Consider the following 20,380-nt stretch of genomic DNA (forward strand, 5'->3'; position numbering starts at 1 on the left):
CGGAGCCTCCGCTCTCCGCCCGGAGTGCCGGGAACCGGCTGAGGACACGGAAGGGGCGGTACCCCGTGGAGGAGTACCGCCCCGGCGGACCTGGTCGTCCGCCCTCCCCGGGTTCCGGAGATCAGTTCTGGTATTCGAGGATCGTCGTGGCGACCCCGTTGACGATCGCGACCTCGGCGTAGACGTAGGTTCCCTCCGCGAGGGCGGTCTCGAGCTCGTCGAAGGGGCACGACAGGTTTCCGTGGCCGTCCTCGTGGAGGCCCTCCGGGCCGGGGCAGACGTAGATGCCGCCGACGTGCTCCGTGGTCTCGTCGACGTAGAACGCCTGGTTCTCGACGAGGTACTCGTACGGGGCCAGGTAGGTGACCTCGCCCGTCAGGGTCGTGGTCACCCCTTCGGCCGAGGAGTCCCCGCCCCCGGAACCGCTCTCGGGATCCCCGTGGCCGTCCGTCTGGTACTCGGTGATCGACTCGGCGAACCCGTCCACGATCGCAACCTCGGCGAGAACGGCGGTTCCCTCCTGAAGGGCGGCGTCGAGCTCCTCGTAGGAGCACTCCACGATTCCGTAACCGGTCTCGTCGACGCCGTCCTCGGCGGGGCAGACGTTGATCCCGCCGAGGACCCGCGTGGTCTCGTCGACGTGGAACGCCTGGTTCTCGACGAGGTACTCGTTCGGGGCCAGGTAGGTGACCTCGCCCGCCAGGGTCGTGGTCACTCCTTCCGCACTGACGCTCTCGGCGCTCTGGGCTTCCGCGTCGAACGGCTCCGCGTCGGCCGCGTCCTGGCTGAAGCAGCCGGTCGCGCCGAGGGTGAGCAGACCGGCGGTGAGAAGGGCGAAGAGGGAGGAACGGGTGCTGCGGCTCATCATGTTCGTTTTCTTTCAAGGAGTGGATGCGCGAGAGGTTCACACCGGAGTTCGAGAGCTTTGGTCGACCGCTTCAGCGGGTTTGCCGGGGCTTCCCGAAACGTCTGGCGAAGGTGAAGGAGGGAGTTACAGGGTCATGGGAACCGCGCCCGCCCTGACAACTCCTTGAATGTATCACCGAATTCCGGTCGCCCTTGTCCTGCAAAGCCCTTTTTCGTCTCGGCGCGGGGCGGTCCGCAGTGCGGAGCGGGCAGCGGCGCAGGGCGGCCCGCACTGCGGGGGCTGGCGGCGAAGAGCCGGGGAGGTCGAACGCGGCTTTCCCCATAAGGCCAGTTCAAGCCGTGTATGGGTCTCGCGTGCGGCTCTCTTGTCGCGTGTCCGTCCGGTCACATTGCGTTTTTACGAAAAAAGTTCTGTCAAGAATGGGCCAATATTTCGAGGCATAGAGAAAGGATCTGGCTGGGCGGTGCCGGTCCCCCTGGTTTGTTACTGTGAAGCAGATCACTCTTATTCTTTTATTGGCGGTTCTCGGATTCCCCCTTGTGGGGGAGGGCGCTTTAGACGGCTGTACGGGCTGTGTGGTTCTTGCCTTCTGTGGATTTTCGGGGTCTCCGGGCGGCCCCGCGCGGGTCGGCCGCCGGTGGACGCCGCGCCGCTCGTCGCCCTCCCGCGCGACCGCGACCCGAGGACGGTCACCGACCCCCCACGCGAACCCGTCCGCCTCCTGATCCCTTCGACCTGACGGACCGCACCCACGCACACGGGCCGTCCTCGCGTTCTCCCGCTCGCGCGGCCGGGAAAGTGCCGCTCCCCCGACCGCGGGCTCACACCCGCACCCACGCAAAAGGGCCGCCACCCGTAGGGGGTGGCGGCCCGCACGTGTCATCCGGTCAGTGCCCGGAGCCCCGTCCCTGCCCGATCGCGGTGCCGATCTCGCCCACACGGTCGGCCAGCAGGCCCATCGCGCCGATGGCCCTGGTCATCGGGTCGTCCTCGGCGCCGCCCAGCGCCCGGCCGCGGCGGAAGGCCTCCTTGACCTCCGCCCACCGGGCCTCCTGCTCGGGGGTCATGACCCCGCGCAGCTCCGCGAGCTTGAGCAGGTTGGCCTCCGCGCCCGAGGTCAGGGTCTGCGCCTCGCCCAGGTAGTGGTCGTCGATCACGGCCTCCACCTCGGCGTCGTTCATGACCGGCACGATCCGCTCCGCCAGCCGGTTCATGTTCCGGTACGAACCCTGGAGCCGGAACGGCGGCTCGGTGCGCGCCTCCTCCGACTGCGCCGCGGAGGCGATGTAGGCCGCGTTGTTGGTCATCACCACCTCCTGAACCCGCAGCAGCTTGCGCAGCACCGACACGATCCGGTCCACCTCGACCGCGGAGTAGGGGTGGTCGAGCTGCTCCGCGCCCACCGAGTCGTCGCCCCGCGCCATCCGCACGAACCGGTACACGTCCTCCCTGTCCCGCGTGGACAGCGGGGCCAGGGTCGGGTTCGAGGTCAGCGCGTTCTCGACGTAGCTCAGCGCGAAGAGCTCCTCCCTGCCCGACAGCACGTCGCCCAGGTTGTACACGTCGGCGCGGTTGGCCAGCATGTCCGGGATCCGGAACCGCTTGCCCTGCTCCGTGTACGGGTTGCCCGCCATGCACACCGCGAAGCGCTTGCCCCGCAGGTCGTAGGTCCGGGTCCGCCCGTTCCACACCCCCTCCATGCGGCGCTGGCCGTCGCACAGCGAGATGAACTTCTGGAGCAGCTCGGGGTTGGTGTGCTGGATGTCGTCCAGGTAGAGCATCGTGTTGGCGCCCATCTCCAGCGCGAAGGAGATCTTCTCGACCTCCTGGCGGGAGGTGGCGTCCGGCGCCTCGTCCGGGTCCAACGAGGTCACCGCGTGTCCCAGCGCGGGCCCGTTGACCTTGACGAACACCAGCCCCAGACGGCTCGCCACGTACTCCATGAGCGTGGTCTTGCCGTATCCGGGCGGGGAGATGAGCAGCAGCAGACCGCTCTGGTCGGTGCGCTTGTCGTCCCCGGCCGCGCCCAGCTGCTTGGCCAGGTTGTCGCCGATCAACGGCAGGTACGCCTCGTCCAACAGCCTGTTGCGGACGAACCCGCTCATCACCTTGGGCCGGTACTCCTCCAGCCGCAGCCGCTCGCGCTCGGCCGCCACCAGTTCGTTGCGGCGCCGCTGGAAGTCCCGGTAGGCGGGCACCTCCTCCAGCCGGAACCGGCGGGTGCGCGGCAGGAACTCGTCCAGCCGCAGCTCCAGGGAGCGCTCGCGCACGCGCGGGTGCGACCCCAGCAGCCCGTCCACGCTCTCCGCGACGGCCGCCGACGACTCGTACCGCTCCACGGCGCCGCCGGTCAGCTCGATGGCGGCGGCCTCGGGCAGGTCGCCCGGGTCCACCTCCTCCAACGTGGTCGCGAACGCCTCCAGCCAGGCCGACACCAGCTGGTGCCGCGCGGACAGGTCGCCGTCGAGCGCGCGCAGGTCCTCCTCGAAGGCCCTGCGCGTGCTCTCCCGCGCGCTGCCCATGGCCCGGTGGAACCGGTCCAGCAGCAGACGGGCGCCCGCGCCGGTCACGAACCCCCGCTCCCCGGGCCCCTCCGACGCGACCTCCTCGAACAGGTACTCGCCCACCAGGTCCAGGTCGGCGTCCTGGTGGAGCCCGGTGTCGGTGAGGAACCCGTCCACGGCCGCCGCCAGCTCCGCGCGCAGAGAGTCGACCGCGGCCGACCCGCGCATCCCGAACACCTCGCGGGCCCGCGCCAGCGAACCGGCCCGGGTCCGCCACGCCGACCGCCGCTCCTCGTCGGCGCCGAAGGCCCAGAACACCTGCGCCGCGGCCCGGACCCCGCCCGGATACCGCAGCAGTCCGGCCCCCGCGCGCAGCCGCAGCAGCACCGACAGGATCCGCGCGGCGTCGTGGTCGTGCACGCCCCGCTCGTACCCCTCGTCGTAGCGGGCCTCGGCGAAGCCGCGCACGAGGTCCAGCAGCGACGACCCGTCCTGCGCACCCGCCTCCGCCTCGCCCAGCCGCTCCGGCGTCAGGCCCTGCGCGCCCTCCTCGGCCGCGGCCAGCACCGACGCGGCCAGGTACTCGGACCGGTACACCTGCGGGCTCTCCGACACCAGGACCCGGTCCCACAGGTGCCGCGTCCGCCCGAACGCCTCGTCGGTGACCGGCGCACGGAAGTCGGTACCGGTGATCGCCACCGACATCTCCCCTCCGTGCGGGGTGAGGGTGAGGTCGATCGGCTGGGTGTTCACGGCGAAGCGGTGCCGGCCCAGCCGGATCGTCTCGCCACCCGCGCCGCCCTCGAACAGGTCGGCACGGTCCCGCAGGGCCCGGCCCGCCTCCTGGCGGGCGGCCAGGACCTGCCCGTCCAGCTCCTCCGCGCGCACGGTCTCGCCCAGCGCGCGCAACTCCTCGGAGGTGCGGCGCAGCCGCGCCACCATCGCGTCCGACGCGAAGTAGGTGTTGACGTCCTCCAGGGTCTCCAGCGCCGCGATCCGGCGGTGCACGCCCTCCAGCACGCGGGCGGCCGACGACGCCAGGCGGTCGGCCCGCCGCGCCCGCTCGTCCACCAGACCCTGTTTGCGGGTGGAGAACGCCTCGTACACGTCCTCGCGCTTGTCCGCCAGCTCCCCGAGGAAGTCGTCGAACTCGGCGAACCGCGTCTCCAGGTTCTCCAGCTGGAGCATGATCCGCCCCAGCTGCTCGTCGCACCGGTCCGGGGTGTCGGCGGCGGCCAGCGCCCCCGTGATCGCCTGCCCGAGCAGGGCGAACTCGGCCGCGAACTCCGCCCGCCCCTCCAGGGCGAGCAGTTCACCGCGCCGCGCCTCCAGCGTGGCGCGCGCCCGGTTGATCCCGGCCAGCACCTCGCTGACCCGTTCCAGGATGCGCGTGCGCACCTGGGCGTCGCCGATGTCCAGAGAGCCGACGACCTCGGTGACCACCTGTAGGCCCTCGGTCTGCTCGGCGATGCGCTCCCCGACCGCCGTCGCCGCGCTGACCGCCCCGATCCCCTCGGCGTCGGCGACCAGCCGCGCCACCTCGTCGTGGTACCCGGCGAAGGCGTCGTCGCGCTCCAGGAAGGCCACCGTGCGGCGGCCGGTGGCGTCGACCTCCTCGGCGAGCCTGCCGTCCAGCGCCTCCAGACGCGCGGTGTCCACGTAACGCGTCTCGCGCAGCGTGGCCGTCTGGCCCTGGGCGCGGCGCAGCCCGGTCAGCCGCGCCACCCAGCCCTCCGCCGTCCGCGGCGCCTCCCCGCGGGCGGTGCGGATGAGCGAGGCCGCCCTCTCCTCCGCCTCGGCCAGGGTGTCGGCGGCCTGCCGGGTCAGCGCCTGGACGGTCTCGAACTCCTCCAGCACCCGCGCGGCGGTGTCGCGCACCTGCGACAGGGGCGCCGCCAGGTCGCCCAGCTCCTCCTCGCCCAGCCAGTGGAACCGGTCCGTCACCCGGCGGCAGGCGGCCATGAGCGCCTCGAACACCTCGGTGGAGGGCCGCATGTCCTCGGCCATGCGCGCCACCGACAGGCACTCGGACACGCCCCGCACCAGTTCGGCGTTGCCGATCCTCTCCAGCGGGCCGGTACCCACCGGCTGCGCCGCCGCGTACACGTCCGACGCGTACGGCGTCTGCCACACCTGCATCGGGTGCACCCGGGTCGGCTCGCCCGAGTTGTCGCGGAACACCGTCATGGTGCCGTCGTCGAACAGCGAGTACCCGTGGCAGACGATCGGGGTGGCGACCTCCTTGCGGATGGTGTTGTAGGGCAGCAGCAGGCTGCGGCCGTCCGCGCGGGAGTGGAAGACGTAGAGCACGTCCTCGCCGTTGGGCGAGCGCACCAGGCGCTCGAACTCCAGGTCGGTGACGTCGGTGTCGAAGGTCCGCGCCACCCCGGTGGCCAGGTAGTAGCCGCCGGGGAAGATCAGCCCCTGGTCGTCGGGCAGGCGCTGGCAGGACTGGCCGATGCCGTCGAGGCGCTCGACCTCCTTGGTACGCGTGTTGAAGACCAGGTGGCGCCACTCGGTCTCGTTGTAGGGCAGCACGCGCAGCAGGATGAGCGAGCCCACCCGTGCGTGGTGCACGGACGCGTCGGCCAGGCTCTGCAACGGCTCGTCCACGGGCTCGCTGTAGACGCCCTCGCCGACCTCGGTGTTGTTCTCGACCTTGATGGTGAGGTCGCCGCCGACCGTCTCCACGAACAGCTCGTCGAGGATCGAGATGTGCGGGTGGCGGCCCGCCACGTGGTCCTCGCGCGTGGCCTCCACCCACGTGAAGTCGTGCGAGGGCGGGAACACGTGGTCGCGCTCGCCGCGCGCGTCGAGGTAGGCGACCTCGCCCGTCGGCGACACCGACCACCGCAGCACGCGCACGTCCTCGGTGCGCGGGCCGGTCTGGAACACGGCCAGCAGCCGCTCCTCGACCCGGCGCAGCTGGAGCAGGCGCGCGTCGCGGTAGTACCGGTAGAGCTGGCCGAAGTCCTGCCGGAACCGCTCGTCGTCGAGCAGCCCGGTGACGGCGTCCCCGTCGGCGTCGGCGAAGGCGAAGCCGTCACCGGTGCGCTCGTGGCGGTGCAGCGAGAACACGTCGGGGACGTGGGTCTCCCGCTGCATGCCGATGAACACGTTGTAGCCGAACAGGATCACGGCGCCGTCGGCGCCGTCCGCGGCCGGACGCCCCACGCTCACGATGTCCCGGGGCACGCAGTTGTGCTCGGTGCGCACGCGCTCGGTGCCGAGCAGGGTCAGCTCGGTGCCGCCGAACACCTCCAGACGGCGTGCGTTGAGCTGCTCGGTCCGCCGGGCCAGTTCACCGGTCTGCTCGCGCAGCCGGGCGCGGAGCACCTCGTAGGTGCCCGCGTCCAGCGAACGCGCGTCCCCGGCGTCCGGCCCCTCGGTCTCCTGGGGCAGGGCCTCTGTCACGAAGGTTTCCCTACTGCTTGGCGAGGGCGGAGGCGGGCAGCTGGTCCACGCCCAGCGATCGGGCGGTGCCGAGCAGGCCGTCGAGCCTGTCGGCCTGCGGGCCGCCCGCGCCGATCAGCTTGAGCAGCAGCGCGGAGACGGTGAGGTTCTTGACGTCCTCGGTGTCCACGGAGCTCAGCACCCTGCGCATGTCCGCGGCGAAGTCGCCCTCGCCGTTGAGCCAGTTGCCGCCCAGCGCCTGCACGGTCTTGGAGTTGCCGACGAAGCCGTCCACGGCCTTGCCCAGACCGATGGAGCCCACCATGCGGTCGAAGAAGGCGCCGTCGCCGCCGACGATGTTGATGTCGGCGTTCTCCAGGCCGGTGGCCAGCACGGTGGCCTGGGCCTCGGCGACCTCGCGCTGCACGTTGATCCCGGCCAGGCGGATCTCCTTCTCGGCCTCCAGCCGCAGGCGGTACTCCTCGTGCTCGCGGCTGACCTGGTCCAGGGCGGCCATGGCCTCGGCCTTGTCGGTGAGACCGGCGGCCTCGGCGCGCAGCTTCTGCTCCACGCCCTCGGCCTCGACCCGGGCCTTCTCGCTGGCCACGACGGCCTCGGCGCGGCCGACCTTCTCGATGGCCTCGGCGTCCTGCTGGCGGACCTGCACCTCGGCCAGTCCGGCCGCGGCGGCCTCGGCCTGGATTCCCTCGGCGAGGCGGATCTTGGCTCGGGTGTCCAGTTCGGCTGCCTGCTGGCGGGCCTCGGCCAGGGTGAGCTCCTCGGCGGCCCTGTGCTTGGCGGCGGCCTCGGCGGCCTCGGCGGCCTTGATGTCCTTGACCAGGTTCTCCTGGGCCTCGGCCTCGGCCTGGATGATGACGGCCTGACGGGTGCGCTCGGCCTCCTCGACGGCGCGCAGGCGCTTGATGGCCTCCTCCTGCTCGGCCACGGTGCGGTCCACGGCGATCCGCTCGCGGACGACGTCGGCGACCTCGCGCTTCTCGGCCTCGACCTCCTTGTCCTTGGCGATGCGGCTCAGCTCGGTCTCGCGCTCGCGCCCGATGACCTCCAGCAGGCGGTCCTTCTCGATGCGCTCGCTCTCGATGGCGATGACGCGCTCGCGGTTCTTCTCGGCGACCGCGATCTCGCGCTGCTGGTTCTGGTGCTGGACGCCCAGCGCCTCGGAGGTGCGGATGTTGGCGGTCTCGGCCTTGAGCCGCTCCTCGGCCTGCACGCGTGCGGTCTCGGCCTCCTCGCGGGCGCGGATGATCTCGATCTCGCGCTTGGCCTTGGCGGTGGCCTCCTCGCGGCGCTTCTCCAGCTCGGCGAGGGTCTCGGCGGTCTCGGTGTTCTGCCGGTCGAGTTCCTTGCGGCGGTCGTTCTCGAACTCGTTGGTGCGCTTGTGCTCGATCGCGGTGCGCTCGGTGATCTTGGAGATGCCCTGCGCGTCGAGGATGTTGTTGGCGTCGTGCTGGTGCAGCGGGGTCTGCTCCAGCTCGTCGATGGCCACGTCCTCCAGGCTGTAGCCGTTGAGGTCGGTGCCGATCAGGGAGATGATCGCCTGGCGGAACTGCTCGCGGTGCGTGAACAGCTCCTCGAAGTCGAACTGCTTGCCGACGGTCTTGAGGCCCTCGGAGAACTTGGAGTTGAACAGCTCCTGGAGCGTGTCCTGGTGGCTGGCGCGCTCGGTGCCGATGGACTTGGCGACCTTCTTGACGTCCTCCGCGGTCTCGTTGACCCGGACGTAGAAGTACACCCTGATGTCCGCGCGGATGTTGTCCTTACAGGTCAGACCCTCGCGACCGCGCCGGTCCACGGTCAGCGTCTTGAGCGAGATGTCCATGATCTCGGCCTTGTGCAGGACCGGGAGGACGATCGAGCCGGTGAAGGTGACGTGGACGTCGCGGACCTTGGAGATGATCAGCGCCTTGCCCTGCTCGACCTTGCGGAAGAGGCGGGTGACCATCAGGAGCAGGGCGATGAGGACGACGACGCCGATGGCAAGGGCGACGCCGATGGTCAGGAAGGCCGCGTCCGCGGCCTCCTGGCCGTTCGCGGTGGCACTCAGCAACACGTGGGGGTCTCTTTCTGCAAGGGGATGTGCGTAAGAGGGGGAGAGCGCGTGGGGAGCGGGGGTGGCGGCGGGGATCCGGTCCCTGATCGGGGGCGCTCGACAGGTGTGACGCGGCGCGGTCGCGAACGGTTCCGCGTACCACCCCGTACTTGGGGCGGACGGAGCGGAGTTCCGAGGGCGACCTGTTCGGACGCCCGCGGGGGTTCCCGCCCTGTGTGCGTCTGAACACGGGTCGGAGCGGAGCCCCAAGGAGGCAGGCGTCAGCCCTGGCCGGGGTCCAGCGCGGCGTCGAAGTGGGTGACGAGGAAGACGTCCTGCTCGGCGCTGTGGTCGAAGATCAGGGCGGTGCTGCCGACCGGCAGGACCTCCTGGCCGATGGTGCGGACCGGGATGGAGATCGACGCGCCGCCCGCGGTGGTGATCTCGGCCTGGCCGAAGCCCTCGTTGGCCTCGCCGATGCGGATCGTGCAGGTGCGTCCGACCAGCTCGTTCCTGGAGCCGCTGCCGCGGTTGGGCAGGAAGCGCTGCACCGACATGACCAGGCCGCTGGTGACCGCCCACGCGGCCACGAGCGCGATCAGCAGGACCACCAGGCCCAGGGCGATGAGCAGGGGGGTGGAGGTGGTGTGGAGGAGGCTGGTCATGATGCTTCCCATCATGCTCACGAACCAGGCGACGCAGACCAGCGAGCTCAGCGCCACGGTGACCGGGACCCTCCCCAGGCCGACACGGCTCATCAGGGAGCTCAACCCCGCGGCCTCGCCCGAGTCGTCCACGCTGTCGAGCACGTCGGAGCCGGTGGCGCCGACCGAGACGAGCAGCCAGTAGACCGCGACGACGACCAGCAGCGGGGTGAACAGCACGGTCGGGAAACCGAAGGCGGTGTCCAGGAACATCCCCACCCGTCATCCTCCTCCGCGCCGCACCGTGCCGGAACTCTACCGAACCGCCCGGTCCGCGACGCGGGCGGGCGTCCCCTTGGCCGCTTGCGGCCACCGGGACGGCAGGGCTCCGTCCTGCGGACGGAGGTGTCGGAGACCTGGTGCGCGGTCCGGCGGGGACGCGGGAAACCCCCGGAAAAAACTTCGGGGGAGGTGTCGATCCGGCGCGGTGCCGTTCGACGTGTGGATGAGAGCGGGGGAGCGGACCCCCACACCGCACGAGAGGCGAACACCATGCGCTACATGATGACGATCATGTCCACGCCCGAGTCCGAGGCCGTCGACTACGAGCCCAGCCCGGAGATCTTCGAGGCGATGGCCGCCTACAACGAGCAGCTGGTCAAGGCCGGTGTCCTGCTCGCCGGGGACGGCCTGGCCCCCGCCTCCGAGGCGACCCGGGTCACCTTCAGCGGCGGCAACGCGACCGTCACCGACGGGCCCTTCGCGGAGGCCAAGGAGTTCGTCGCCGGGTACTGGGTCCTCCAGGTGTCCTCGCACGAGGAGGCCGTGGAGTGGGCCAAGCGCTGCCCGCACCCGCCGGAGGGCGACGACACCGAGATGAACCTGGTGCTGCGGCGCATCTTCGACACCGACGACTTCGGTGACGAGATGCCCGAGCACCTCAAGGAGCGCGAGCGCGAGCTGCGCGCCCAGGGGTACTCGCACGGCGGCTGACCCGTACGTGCTTGCGCGGGCGCGGCCCACGGTGCTGAGATTGCCCCGTGAGCCACACCGACGCCACGCGCGCGGTCGAGGCGGTCTGGCGTATCGAGTCGGCCCGCCTCGTCGCTGTGCTCACCCGCATGGTCGGCGACGTCGGCCTCGCCGAGGAGTTCGCCCAGGACGCGCTGGTCAGTGCACTGGAGAAGTGGCCCGGCGAGGGGGTTCCCGACAACCCCGGCGCCTGGCTGACCACCGTCGCCAAGCGCCGCGTGCTCGACCGCTGGCGCCGCGACGAGCGCTTCCAGCAGCGCATGGCCGACCTCGGCCGCGAGATCGCCGAGCACGACGGGCAGGCCGAGTTCGACGCCGTCCTGGAGGAGGACTACGGGGACGACCTCCTCCGGCTGATGTTCGTGTGCTGCCACCCGGTGCTGTCCACCGAGGCCCGCGTCGCGCTCACCCTGCGCCTGCTCGGCGGACTCACCACCGAGGAGATCGCCCGGGCCTTCCTGGTGCCCGAGTCCACCGTCGCCCAGCGCATCGTGCGCGCCAAGCGCACCCTCGCCAGGAGGAGGGTGCCCTTCGAGGCGCCCGTCGGCGAGGACCGCGACGCCCGCGTGGCCTCCGTCCTGGAGGTCGTCTACCTGGTGTTCAACGAGGGCTACACCGCCACCTCGGGCACGGAGTGGACGCGCCCCACGCTGTGCGAGGAGGCCATGCGTCTGGGCCGCGTGCTCGCCCAGCTGCTGCCCAAGGAGCGCGAGGTGCACGGACTGGTGGCGCTGATGGAGCTGCACGCCTCGCGGTTGCGCGCCCGCGTCGGCCCCGACGGGGAGCCCGTCCCCCTGGCCGAGCAGAACCGCGCGCTCTGGGACCGCCTGCTCATCACGCGCGGGCTGGAGGCCCTGCTCAGGGCGCTGCCGCCGGACCGGAGCCAGCCCGGCGGGCCCTACGTGCTCCAGGCGGCCATCGCGGCCGAGCACGCCAAGGCGTTCACCGCCGCCGACACCGACTGGACGGTCATCGCCGCTCTGTACCTGGCCCTGGTCGAGGTCACCGGATCGCCGGTGGTGGAGCTGAACCGGGCGGTGGCGGTGTCGATGTCCTCGGGGCCGGACGCCGCGCTGGGGATCGTGGACGCGCTGCGGGGCCAGCCGGAGATGGGCGACTACCACCTGCTGCCCGCCGTGCGCGGCGACCTGCTCGCGCGGCTGGACCGCCGCGCCGAGGCCCGCGCCGAGTTCGAGCGCGCGGCGTCCCTGACCCGCAACGAGCGCGAGCGCTCCCTGCTCCTGGAGCGCGCCCGCGGCTGCGAGGGCTGAACTGGCCCGAGCGGCCGGTTCCACGGCGTCGGGTCCGGGCGCGGTTCTGCCCTGAACAGGCAGCCCTGGCGGGTCGGGGCCGGAACCGGCAGGCTCCCGGCCACGGGACTTCTGGTTCTGGGCGGTACCGGGTTCGCGGGGCGGGCGGTCGTGGAGGAGGTGCTCGCGGCGGCTGCGGAGGAAGGCGGCGGGCTGCCTCCTGCCACTGTCGGCCATGGTGCACCGTCCCTCCCCCCGCGGGTAGTGCTTGTACCAGGATGAGCAGGCTCCCGGTGCCAGCGGACAGGTGAGCATGAGAACCGTGTAGCCGCGCGGGTGGCCGGAAGCGGCCATTCCCGCGAAGGCCGATGCCCTTTCCGGATGTGCGCGGAAGGCTGTGACGGCGTCTTTTCTCCCGGGGTTCCACAACAAAAGTCAGGGCGCGTGTTGACGAAGGGTGTGCCGGCGTTTGCGCGGTCCGTGCTTCTCTCTCGAACGCTTTCTCCGCCCGGCGTGCTCTCGCGGTGGATGGCGCATATCCGCTGGGCGAAGTGGTGTGCAACCCACGAAAGTCATACTCCCCGGTTCCCCGGCGGGCTCGTGGTTCACCGCCCGTGAGACGGAAGGAGCCTTGTTAGGCTCCTCGCGGATCCCCGGCGGGGAACGCGGAAAGGAGAATGACCGCGTCTCTCGCTGAAGGTGTTTTCCAGTATTCCTCCGACGAGAGCGAAATGCATGCCAGCGATCGAGATAAGGAACGTGTCCAAGACGTTCCGCGGCCATCAGGCCGTCGACCACGTCTCCTTCACGGTGGAGCCCCGCACGATCACCGGCTTCCTGGGCCCCAACGGCGCGGGCAAGACCACCACCCTGCGGTGCCTGCTCGGCCTGGTCCGTCCCGACAGCGGCGAGGGGCTGGTCAACGGCCGCGTCTACACGAGCCTGCCCAATCCGCTGACCGAGGTCGGCGCGGTGCTGGAGGCCACCAACCTGCACCCGGGGCGCACCGGCCGCAACCACCTGCGCGTCATGTGCGACGCCGCGGGCCTGCCCCTCTCCCGCGCCGACGAGGTGCTGGACGAGGTCGGGATCTCCGGTGCCGGGAACAAGCGGGTCGGCGGCTACTCGATGGGCATGCGCCAGCGTCTGTCGCTGGCCGGGGCGCTCCTGGGCGATCCCCGGGTGCTGATCCTGGACGAGCCCGCCAACGGGCTGGACCCGGAGGGCATCGAGTGGCTCCGCCGGTTCCTGCGCCGCCAGGCCCACGACAGGGGCGTCGCCGTCCTCGTGTCCAGCCACGTCCTGGCCGAGGTCGAACAGACCGTCGACAACGTCGTCATCATCGCCAGGGGCCGTCTGGTCCACCAGGGAACCCTCGGCGAACTCACCGGCAACGGGGAGAGCCTGCACGACGCCTTCCTCCGCCTCACCGCCTCGGGGACGGCCGCCCACCCGTTTGGAGACCGCCAGTGACCGCTCTCGTCAGATCCGAACTCCGCAAGGTCCTCACCACCCGGTTGTGGTGGATCCTGCTCCTCGCCGCACTGGCCTGGGTGGCCCTCTCCCTGGGCCTCGCGGTCTTCGCCTCGGGGGTGGAGGGCGGCCTCAGCCGCGACAGCACCGCGTTCGCCGCCTCCGTCTGGACCATGGGCGCCTCGGGGTCCCTCTTCGTCATGGTCATCGGCATCATGATGGTGACGTCGGAGTACCAGCACCGCACGATCAACGTCACCTTCCTGACCAGTCCGCGGCGTCCGCCCGTGATCCTGGCCAAGGTCGTGGCCGCGGCTCTGGTCAGCCTGCTGTTCGGCGTGGTCGTCGTCGGGCTGTCCTCCCTGGCCGCCGGGGCCTCCATCCTGACCGGGGGAGGCGGGTTGAACCTGGTCGACAACCAGGTGCCGCGCATCCTCGTCGGCTCCGTGGGCGCCTACGTCGCCTACGCCATGATCGGCGTGGGCGTCGGCGCGCTCATCCGCAACCAGGCCGCCGCTCTGGTGTTCGGCATCCTGTGGGTGTTCATGCTGGAACCGCTCCTGAGCGTCGTCCCCCAACTCCAGGACCTCGGCAAGTGGCTGCCCGGCGGCGCGTCCACCGCGCTCTACGACACCGGGATCGTTCCCGGCTTCGCGGGACTGCTCCCCGTGTGGGGCGCGGCCCTGGTCCTGGTCGGCTACGCCGCCGTGACGGTCGCACTGGCCTCGGTCACCACGCTCCGCCGCGACGTGACCTGAACCCCGGTTCTGCCCTGAGCAGGCAGCCCTGGCGGGTCGGGGCCGGAACCGGCAGACTCCCGGCCATGAGACTTCTGGTTCTGGGCGGTACCGAGTTCGTGGGGCGGGCGGTCGTGGAGGACGCGCTCGCCAGGGACTGGGACGTCACCGTCTTCCACCGCGGCAGGCATTCCGCGCCCCCCGGTGTCACCGCCCTGCACGGGGACCGCACCGAGGCGGGCGGACTCGGCGCCCTGGCCGAAGGGCGCTGGGACGCCGTCGTCGACACCTGGTCGGGAGCCCCCGCCGCGGTGGCCGACGCCGCGAAGCTCCTCGCCGACCGGGCCGGGCACTACGCCTACGTCTCCAGCCGCTCCGTCTACGTGTCCCCCGCCCCGCCCGGGCTGGACGAGGACGGGCCGGTCGTGGACGCCTCCCCCGAGGACGCCAGCACCGACTACGCGCGGGACAAGCGGGGTGGCGAACTGGCGGCGGAGGCCGCCTTCGGCGAGCGGGCCCTGTCCGTGCGGGCGGGGCTGATCCTCGGACCGTACGAGAACATCGGCCGCCTGCCCTGGTGGCTGGAGCGGATCTCCCGGGGCGGTCCCGTCCTGGCCCCCGGACCGCGCGACCTGCCGTTGCAGTACGTGGACGCGCGCGACCTGGCGGCCTGGACCCTCGACGCCGTCGAGGCCGGACTTGGCGGCCCCCACAACCTGGTGAGCCCGCCCGGGCACACCACCACCGCGCGGCTCCTGGAGGCGTGCGTGGCGGTCACGGGCTCGAACGCCGAACTGCGCTGGACCGACCCCCGGGTCATCCTCGACGCGGGCGTCCAGCCGTGGACCGAACTGCCCGTGTGGGTGCCACCCGGCGAGCTGTACGACACCCTGCACCAGGGGGACGTGTCCAGGGCGCTCGCGACGGGGCTGCGCTGCCGCCCGGTGGCCGAGACCGTCGCCGACACCTGGGCGTGGCTGCGGACCCTGGAGGGCGGAGCGCCCCAGCGCACGGACCGCCCCCGCGTGGGCCTGGACCCGGAGGCCGAGGCCCGTCTGCTCGCCGGAGCCTGATGGGTCCCCGGGCACGGCGCGGGGCCGCCCCCTCGGGACGGCCCCGCGCTTTCCGTACAGGACCCGGCGCCCCGGCTCCCGGCTCAGGCCACCGGGGCCTCCTCTGCACCGTGCGAGGTCACCCGGAGCCTGTCCGCGCCCTCGTCCACGTCCACCACCACGGTGGCGCCCTCGGCCAGGTCGCCCGACAGCAGCTCGCGCGCCAGCGGGTCGCCGATCGAGGACTGCACCAGACGGCGCAGCGGACGCGCGCCGTAGTTGGGGTCGTAGCCGGTCAGCGCCAGCCACTCGCGGGCGCCCGCCGTCACCTCCAGCCCCAGCCTCCGGTCCGCCAGCCGCCGGGCCAGCTTGTCGACCTGCAGGTCCACGATCCGCGTCAGGTCCTCGGTGGACAGCGCGTCGAACATGATCACGTCGTCCAGCCGGTTGAGGAACTCCGGCTTGAACGTCGCGCGCACCACGTCGAGCACGCGCTCGCGGCGCACCGCCTCCTCCAGCGACTGGTCCACCAGGAACTGCGACCCCAGGTTGGAGGTGAGGATCAGGATGGTGTTGCGAAAGTCCACCTGACGGCCCTGGCCGTCGGTCAGGCGGCCGTCGTCCAGCACCTGGAGCAGGGTGTCGAACACCTCCAGGTGCGCCTTCTCGACCTCGTCCAGCAGCACCACCGTGTACGGGCGGCGGCGCACGGCCTCGGTCAGCTGGCCGCCCTCCTCGTACCCCACGTAGCCGGGGGGCGCCCCCACCAGACGCGACACCGAGTGCTTCTCGGAGTACTCGCTCATGTCCACGCGTACGATCGCGCGCTCGTCGTCGAAGAGGAACTCCGCCAGCGCCTTGGCCAGCTCGGTCTTGCCCACGCCCGTGGGGCCCAGGAACAGGAAGGACCCCGTCGGCCGGTCCGGGTCGGAGATGCCCGCCCGCGCCCGCCGCACCGCGTCCGACACCGCGGCCACGGCGTCCTTCTGCCCGATGAGGCGCCTGCCCAGCTCCTCCTCCATGCGCAGCAGCTTGGAGGTCTCGCCCTCCATCAGCCGCCCCACGGGGATGCCGGTCCACGCCGACACCACGTCGGCGACCTCGTCGGCGCCCACCTCGTCCTTGACCATGGTGGCGCCGCCCCGGCTGGCCGCCCTCTCCTCGTCCCTGCTGGCCTCCTCGACCTGCTTCTCCAGCTGCGGGATGTCCCCGTACATCAGCCGGGAGGCCGCGCCGAAGTCGCCCTCGCGCTGGGCCAGCTCGGCCCGCGTGCGCAGGTCGTCCAGCTGCCCCTTGAGCTCACCGACCCGGTTGAGACCGGCCTTCTCCTGCTCCCACCGGGCCACCAGCCCGGTCAGCTGCTCCTGCCGGTCGGCCAGGTCCGCGCGCAGCCGCTCCAGCCGCTGGCGGCTGGCCGGGTCCGACTCCCTGTCGAGCGCCATCTCCTCCATCTTCAGGCGGTCGACGGTGCGCTGGAGCTCGTCGATCTCCACCGGGCTGGAGTCGATCTCCATGCGCAGCCGGGACGCCGCCTCGTCGATGAGGTCGATCGCCTTGTCCGGCAGGAACCGCGCGGTGATGTAGCGGTCGGACAGGGTCGCGGCGGCCACCAGGGCCGAGTCGGCGATCTGCACCTTGTGGTGCGCCTCGTAGCGGCCCTTGAGCCCGCGCAGGATCGCGATCGTGTCCGCGGCCGAGGGCTCGCCCACCATGACCTGCTGGAAGCGCCGCTCCAGGGCGGGGTCCTTCTCGATCTTCTCCCGGTACTCGTCCAGGGTGGTCGCGCCCACCATGCGCAGCTCGCCGCGCGCCAGCATGGGCTTGAGCATGTTGCCCGCGTCCATGGCGCCCTCGGCGGCCCCGGCGCCCACCATCGTGTGCAGCTCGTCGATGAACGTGATGACCTGGCCCTCGGACTCCTTGATCTCCGAGAGCACCGCCTTGAGCCGTTCCTCGAACTCGCCGCGGTACTTGGCGCCCGCCACCATCGCGGACAGGTCCAGGCTCACCAGGCGCTTGCCCACCAGGGACTGCGGCACGTCACCGGCCACGATCCGCTGGGCCAGGCCCTCCACGACCGCGGTCTTGCCCACGCCCGGCTCGCCGATGAGCACGGGGTTGTTCTTGGTGCGGCGGCTGAGCACCTGGATGACCCGCCGGATCTCGCCGTCGCGGCCGATCACCGGGTCCACCTTGCCCTCGCGGGCCCGCTCGGTCAGGTCCACCCCGTACTTCTCCAGGGCCTGGTAGGTGTCCTCCGGGTTCTCCGAGGTCACCTTCCCCGTGCCGCGCACGCGCTCGAACCCCTCCAGGAGCGCGTCGGGGGTGGCTCCGGCCTCGGTGAGCAGCCGTGACGCCTCGCCGCCGTCCGCGGCCAGCCCCACCAGCAGGTGCTCGGTGGAGACGTACTCGTCCTCCATCTGCTGCGCGCGCTGGGCCGCGGTGTTGATGGAGACGATCAGCTGGCGCGAGGAGCTGGGCGAGCTGACCGTGGACCCGGCCGCCTTGGGCAGCGCGCTGACGGCCGCCTCGACCCTGTCCCGGAGCGCGTCCGGACTGGCGCCGACCTCCTTGAGCAGCGGGCGGGTGACGCCCTCCGCCTGGTCCAGCAGGGCCGCCAGCAGGTGCACGGGCTCCGTCTGCGGACTGCCGTCCGTGGTGGCCCGGCGGATCGCCACCGACAGGGCCTCCTGGCTCTTCTTGGTGAGCTTGTAGTTCATGCGCGGTGACTCCTTTCACAAGTCGTGTCACGGGGGGTGATGTCCGACGGCCGACCGCGCCCCCGTGTCGCCGTGGCGGAGTTCCGTCAGTCCTGCTCGTCCTCGGTGCGGCCCGAGGCGCCGGGACCCCTGCCCCGGCCCTCCTCGTCGTTCCTCGGCTCGGCGGTGTTGAAGATCGTCACGCGGGTGCGGCGCACCAGCTCGCCGCGCACCCCCGTACCGCCGTCGGCCGGGCGGCCCCGGCGCGCCACCGCCCGGCGCGCCGCCTCCAACTCGTTGGCCAGGTGGAACACCTGCTCCCGCAGCTGCTCCACCTCGTGCTCCAGTTCCAGGATCCGCTTGATCCCGGCGAGGTTGATGCCCTCCTCCTGGGACAGCCGCTGCACCTGGCGCAGCGTCTGCACGTCGCGCATGGAGTAGCGGCGCCCGCGGCCGGACGCGCGGCCCGGCGAGACGATCCCCAGTCGGTCGTACTGCCGCAGAGTCTGCGGGTGCATCCCCGCGAGCTCGGCGGCGACCGAGATCACGTAGACCGGAGCGTCAGCGCCGAAGGAGTCGTTCACGTCGTTCACGCACCCTTCGCCCGCGTTTCGAGTCCGTCGCGCGGGTCGTAGTCGGAGGTCGCGGCGCGGAACTTCTCCAGAGCCTCGCGTGCGTCTCCGTCGAGAGTCCTCGGTACCGCCACCTCGAGCGTGACGAGCATGTCGCCCGTGGTGCCGTCCTTGCGGTTCGCGCCCTTGCCGCGCACCCGCAGCTTGTGCCCGTTCTGCGTGCCCGGCGGGACCTTCACGGTCACCGGGAAGCCGTTGAGGGTGGGGATGCGCACGTCCGCGCCCAGAGCCGCCTCGGGGAAGGTCACCGGGACGGTGATCGTCACGTTGTCGCCGCTCCTGCCGAACACCGGGTGCTCCTTCACATGGACGACGACGTAGAGGTCACCCGTCGGGCCGCCGTTCTCACCCGGTGCGCCCTTGCCCTTGATCCGGATCCGCTGCCCGTCGGACACGCCGCCGGGGATGCGGGTCTGGACGGTGCGGGTGCTCTTGCCGCGCCCGCTGCCGCTACAGGTGGGGCAGGGGTCGTCCACGACCAGGCCGCGGCCCTTGCACTCGCTGCACGGCTCGGACAGCGAGAAGCCGCCCAGGTTGGTGTTCTCGTGCCCGGTGCCGGAGCACTTGGGGCACATCCGCGGGGCGGTGCCCGACCTGGCGCCGGTGCCCTTACAGGTGGGGCAGGCCGACTCGTCGGCCAGCTGGAAGGAGCGCGTGGCCCCCTCGGCCGCCTCGCGGAAGGTCAGTGTCGTCTCGGTCTCGATGTCGGCGCCGCGCCTGCTGCGCGTGGTCCCGCCGCGCCCGCGGCCGCCGAACAGTCCGCCGAAGAGGTCGTTCAGCCGCTCGCCGCCGCCCGAGGTCCCCGTTCTGCCGGCGCCCTGTCCGAACAGGTCGCCCACGTCGAACCCGCCGGCGCCGGTGCCGCCGCCGGGGCGGTAGGAGCTGCCGAACAACGAACGCGCGTTGTCGTACTCCTTGCGGCGCTTCTCGTCCGACAGGACGTTGTAGGCCTCGGAGATCTCCTTGAAGCGGTCGGCCGCGCCGGGGTCGTCGGCGTTCGCGTCCGGGTGGTTCTCCCTGGCCAGCTTGCGGTAGGACTGCTTGATCTCGTCCTTCGAGGCGGTCTTTGAGACTCCCAGGACCTTGTAGTAGTCCTTCTCCAGGTAGTCCTTGGTGCTCATCGACTGGTGCCTTCCCCCGCTGGTGCCGGTTGCGTCCGATGCTTCCATGTGACCCCGCACCGCGTCGGGCCGGGGTCCGGCTCCGGCCGCGGCCGCCGCTCACGCGGGGCCGCGGCCGGAGGATCAACGGGCGGACCCGTTACCTGTCGTCTTCCCCGCCGTCGGCGCCGCCCGCGGCCGGGGACTCCCCGGCGGGACCCTCGTCCTCGGCGGCGGAACCGGACGCGGCCTCCTCGCCGCCCTCGACGGGATCTCCGACGACCACGCGGGCCGGGCGCAGGATCCTCTCACCGATGCGGTACCCGGGCTGGAACACCTCGATCACACTCTGGACCGAGATGCCCGGAACCGGGATCAGGGTGAGCGCCTCGTGGAGGTTGGGGTCGAACTCGTCGTCCTTCTCCGCGTACCGCTCCAGGCCCAGCTTGGTGACCACGGCCTCCAGGGCCTCGCCCACCGCCTTGAACCCGCCGTTGAGCTCGTCGTGCTCACGGGCCCGGCCGACGTCGTCCAGGATCGGCAGCAGTTCGCCGAGGACCTGGGCGGTGGCCATCTCGCGGACGGCCACGCGGTCGCGGTCCACGCGCTTGCGGTAGTTGGCGTACTCCGCCTGCACCCGCTTGATGTCGTTGGTGAGCTCGACGACCCGCTCGTCCGCGTTGATCGCCTCCGACACCACCGACTCCGGGGTGTCGGGGACCTCGACGTCCTCCAGGTCGGCCTCGACGACATCCTCCTCGGCGACCTCGGGGATCTCCTCGGTCGCGTCGCCCTCGGCCTCGGGGTTCCTGACCTGCCCGGTCTCCGGGTCGATCCGGCGGTTGTCCCGGATCACCGGCCCCTGGCGCTCCTCACCGTCGCCGGTGCCGTTCGTGTTCTCCGACGGTGCCATCTGAGACACGCCCTCCTTCCTCGGCTCGACCTG

The 20,380-nt window shown here is 71.6% G+C and carries 13 protein-coding genes; 5 read left to right on the forward strand and 8 right to left on the reverse strand.

What is annotated here, in order from left to right; all coding sequences use genetic code 11:
• Positions 1–121: 121 nt before the first annotated feature.
• The 4 genes from FYW99_RS32080 to FYW99_RS00670 form a co-directional block, all read right to left on the reverse strand.
• Positions 122–868 carry a hypothetical protein gene (locus tag FYW99_RS32080; protein WP_223838608.1) on the reverse strand — a complete coding sequence of 249 codons (747 nt, stop codon included), beginning with the start codon at positions 866–868 and terminating at the stop codon, positions 122–124.
• 887 nt (positions 869–1,755) lie between these two features.
• Positions 1,756–6,786 (reverse strand): DNA repair ATPase, encoded by a 5,031-nt coding sequence (locus FYW99_RS00660; protein ID WP_150248755.1) that lies wholly within the window; start codon positions 6,784–6,786, stop codon positions 1,756–1,758.
• A 10-nt stretch (positions 6,787–6,796) separates the two neighbouring features.
• Positions 6,797–8,836: a flotillin family protein gene (locus FYW99_RS00665; RefSeq protein WP_150248758.1), complete on the reverse strand. Its 2,040-nt coding sequence runs from the start codon at positions 8,834–8,836 to the stop codon at positions 6,797–6,799.
• A 260-nt stretch (positions 8,837–9,096) separates the two neighbouring features.
• Positions 9,097–9,738, reverse strand: a complete 642-nt coding sequence (locus tag FYW99_RS00670) for an OB-fold-containig protein (protein ID WP_150248761.1) — start codon at positions 9,736–9,738, stop codon at positions 9,097–9,099.
• Between the two features lie 273 nt (positions 9,739–10,011).
• On the opposite strand from FYW99_RS00670, the gene FYW99_RS00675 reads away from it, so the two are divergent.
• From FYW99_RS00675 to FYW99_RS00695, 5 genes are all read left to right on the forward strand, one after another.
• A complete protein-coding gene (locus FYW99_RS00675) occupies positions 10,012–10,452 on the forward strand; it encodes a YciI family protein (protein ID WP_150248763.1) in 441 nt (146 codons plus the stop codon).
• A gap of 47 nt (positions 10,453–10,499) precedes the next feature.
• Positions 10,500–11,762, forward strand: coding sequence for an RNA polymerase sigma factor (locus FYW99_RS00680; RefSeq protein WP_150248766.1), 1,263 nt, complete (start codon positions 10,500–10,502; stop codon positions 11,760–11,762).
• 714 nt (positions 11,763–12,476) lie between these two features.
• A complete protein-coding gene (locus tag FYW99_RS00685) occupies positions 12,477–13,214 on the forward strand; it encodes an ABC transporter ATP-binding protein (RefSeq protein ID WP_223838610.1) in 738 nt (245 codons plus the stop codon).
• Positions 13,211–13,972, forward strand: a complete 762-nt coding sequence (locus FYW99_RS00690) for an ABC transporter permease subunit (protein ID WP_150248769.1) — start codon at positions 13,211–13,213, stop codon at positions 13,970–13,972. Before FYW99_RS00685 ends, FYW99_RS00690 begins: the two co-directional genes overlap by 4 nt.
• Before the next feature lie 65 nt (positions 13,973–14,037).
• On the forward strand, positions 14,038–15,024 hold the full coding sequence (locus FYW99_RS00695) for an NAD-dependent epimerase/dehydratase family protein (protein ID WP_150248772.1): 987 nt from the start codon (positions 14,038–14,040) through the stop codon (positions 15,022–15,024).
• Positions 15,025–15,107: 83 nt separating this feature from the next.
• Here FYW99_RS00695 and clpB read toward each other — a convergent pair whose 3' ends face one another.
• From clpB to grpE, 4 genes are all read right to left on the reverse strand, one after another.
• Positions 15,108–17,723 (reverse strand): ATP-dependent chaperone ClpB, encoded by a 2,616-nt coding sequence (gene clpB, locus FYW99_RS00700; protein ID WP_150248776.1) that lies wholly within the window; start codon positions 17,721–17,723, stop codon positions 15,108–15,110.
• Positions 17,724–17,809: 86 nt separating this feature from the next.
• On the reverse strand, positions 17,810–18,295 hold the full coding sequence (locus FYW99_RS00705) for a heat shock protein transcriptional repressor HspR (RefSeq protein WP_150248779.1): 486 nt from the start codon (positions 18,293–18,295) through the stop codon (positions 17,810–17,812).
• On the reverse strand, positions 18,292–19,455 hold the full coding sequence (dnaJ, locus tag FYW99_RS00710; protein WP_150248782.1) for a molecular chaperone DnaJ: 1,164 nt from the start codon (positions 19,453–19,455) through the stop codon (positions 18,292–18,294). Before dnaJ ends, FYW99_RS00705 begins: the two co-directional genes overlap by 4 nt.
• Before the next feature lie 139 nt (positions 19,456–19,594).
• On the reverse strand, positions 19,595–20,347 hold the full coding sequence (gene grpE / locus FYW99_RS00715) for a nucleotide exchange factor GrpE (RefSeq protein ID WP_150249804.1): 753 nt from the start codon (positions 20,345–20,347) through the stop codon (positions 19,595–19,597).
• Between the last annotated feature and the right edge of the window lie 33 nt (positions 20,348–20,380).

It is taken from the genome of Nocardiopsis deserti (assembly GCF_008638355.1).
GTDB lineage: Bacteria > Actinomycetota > Actinomycetes > Streptosporangiales > Streptosporangiaceae > Nocardiopsis > Nocardiopsis alborubida.

Coding starts and splice junctions, on each gene's coding strand:
- dnaJ (WP_150248782.1), bottom strand. CDS start 19,455: ATGAGCACCAAGGACTACCTGGAGAAGGACTACTACAAGGTCCTGGGA.
- FYW99_RS00675 (WP_150248763.1), top strand. CDS start 10,012: ATGCGCTACATGATGACGATCATGTCCACGCCCGAGTCCGAGGCCGTC.
- FYW99_RS00685 (WP_223838610.1), top strand. CDS start 12,477: ATGCCAGCGATCGAGATAAGGAACGTGTCCAAGACGTTCCGCGGCCAT.
- clpB (WP_150248776.1), bottom strand. CDS start 17,723: ATGAACTACAAGCTCACCAAGAAGAGCCAGGAGGCCCTGTCGGTGGCG.
- grpE (WP_150249804.1), bottom strand. CDS start 20,347: ATGGCACCGTCGGAGAACACGAACGGCACCGGCGACGGTGAGGAGCGC.
- FYW99_RS00695 (WP_150248772.1), top strand. CDS start 14,038: ATGAGACTTCTGGTTCTGGGCGGTACCGAGTTCGTGGGGCGGGCGGTC.
- FYW99_RS32080 (WP_223838608.1), bottom strand. CDS start 868: ATGATGAGCCGCAGCACCCGTTCCTCCCTCTTCGCCCTTCTCACCGCC.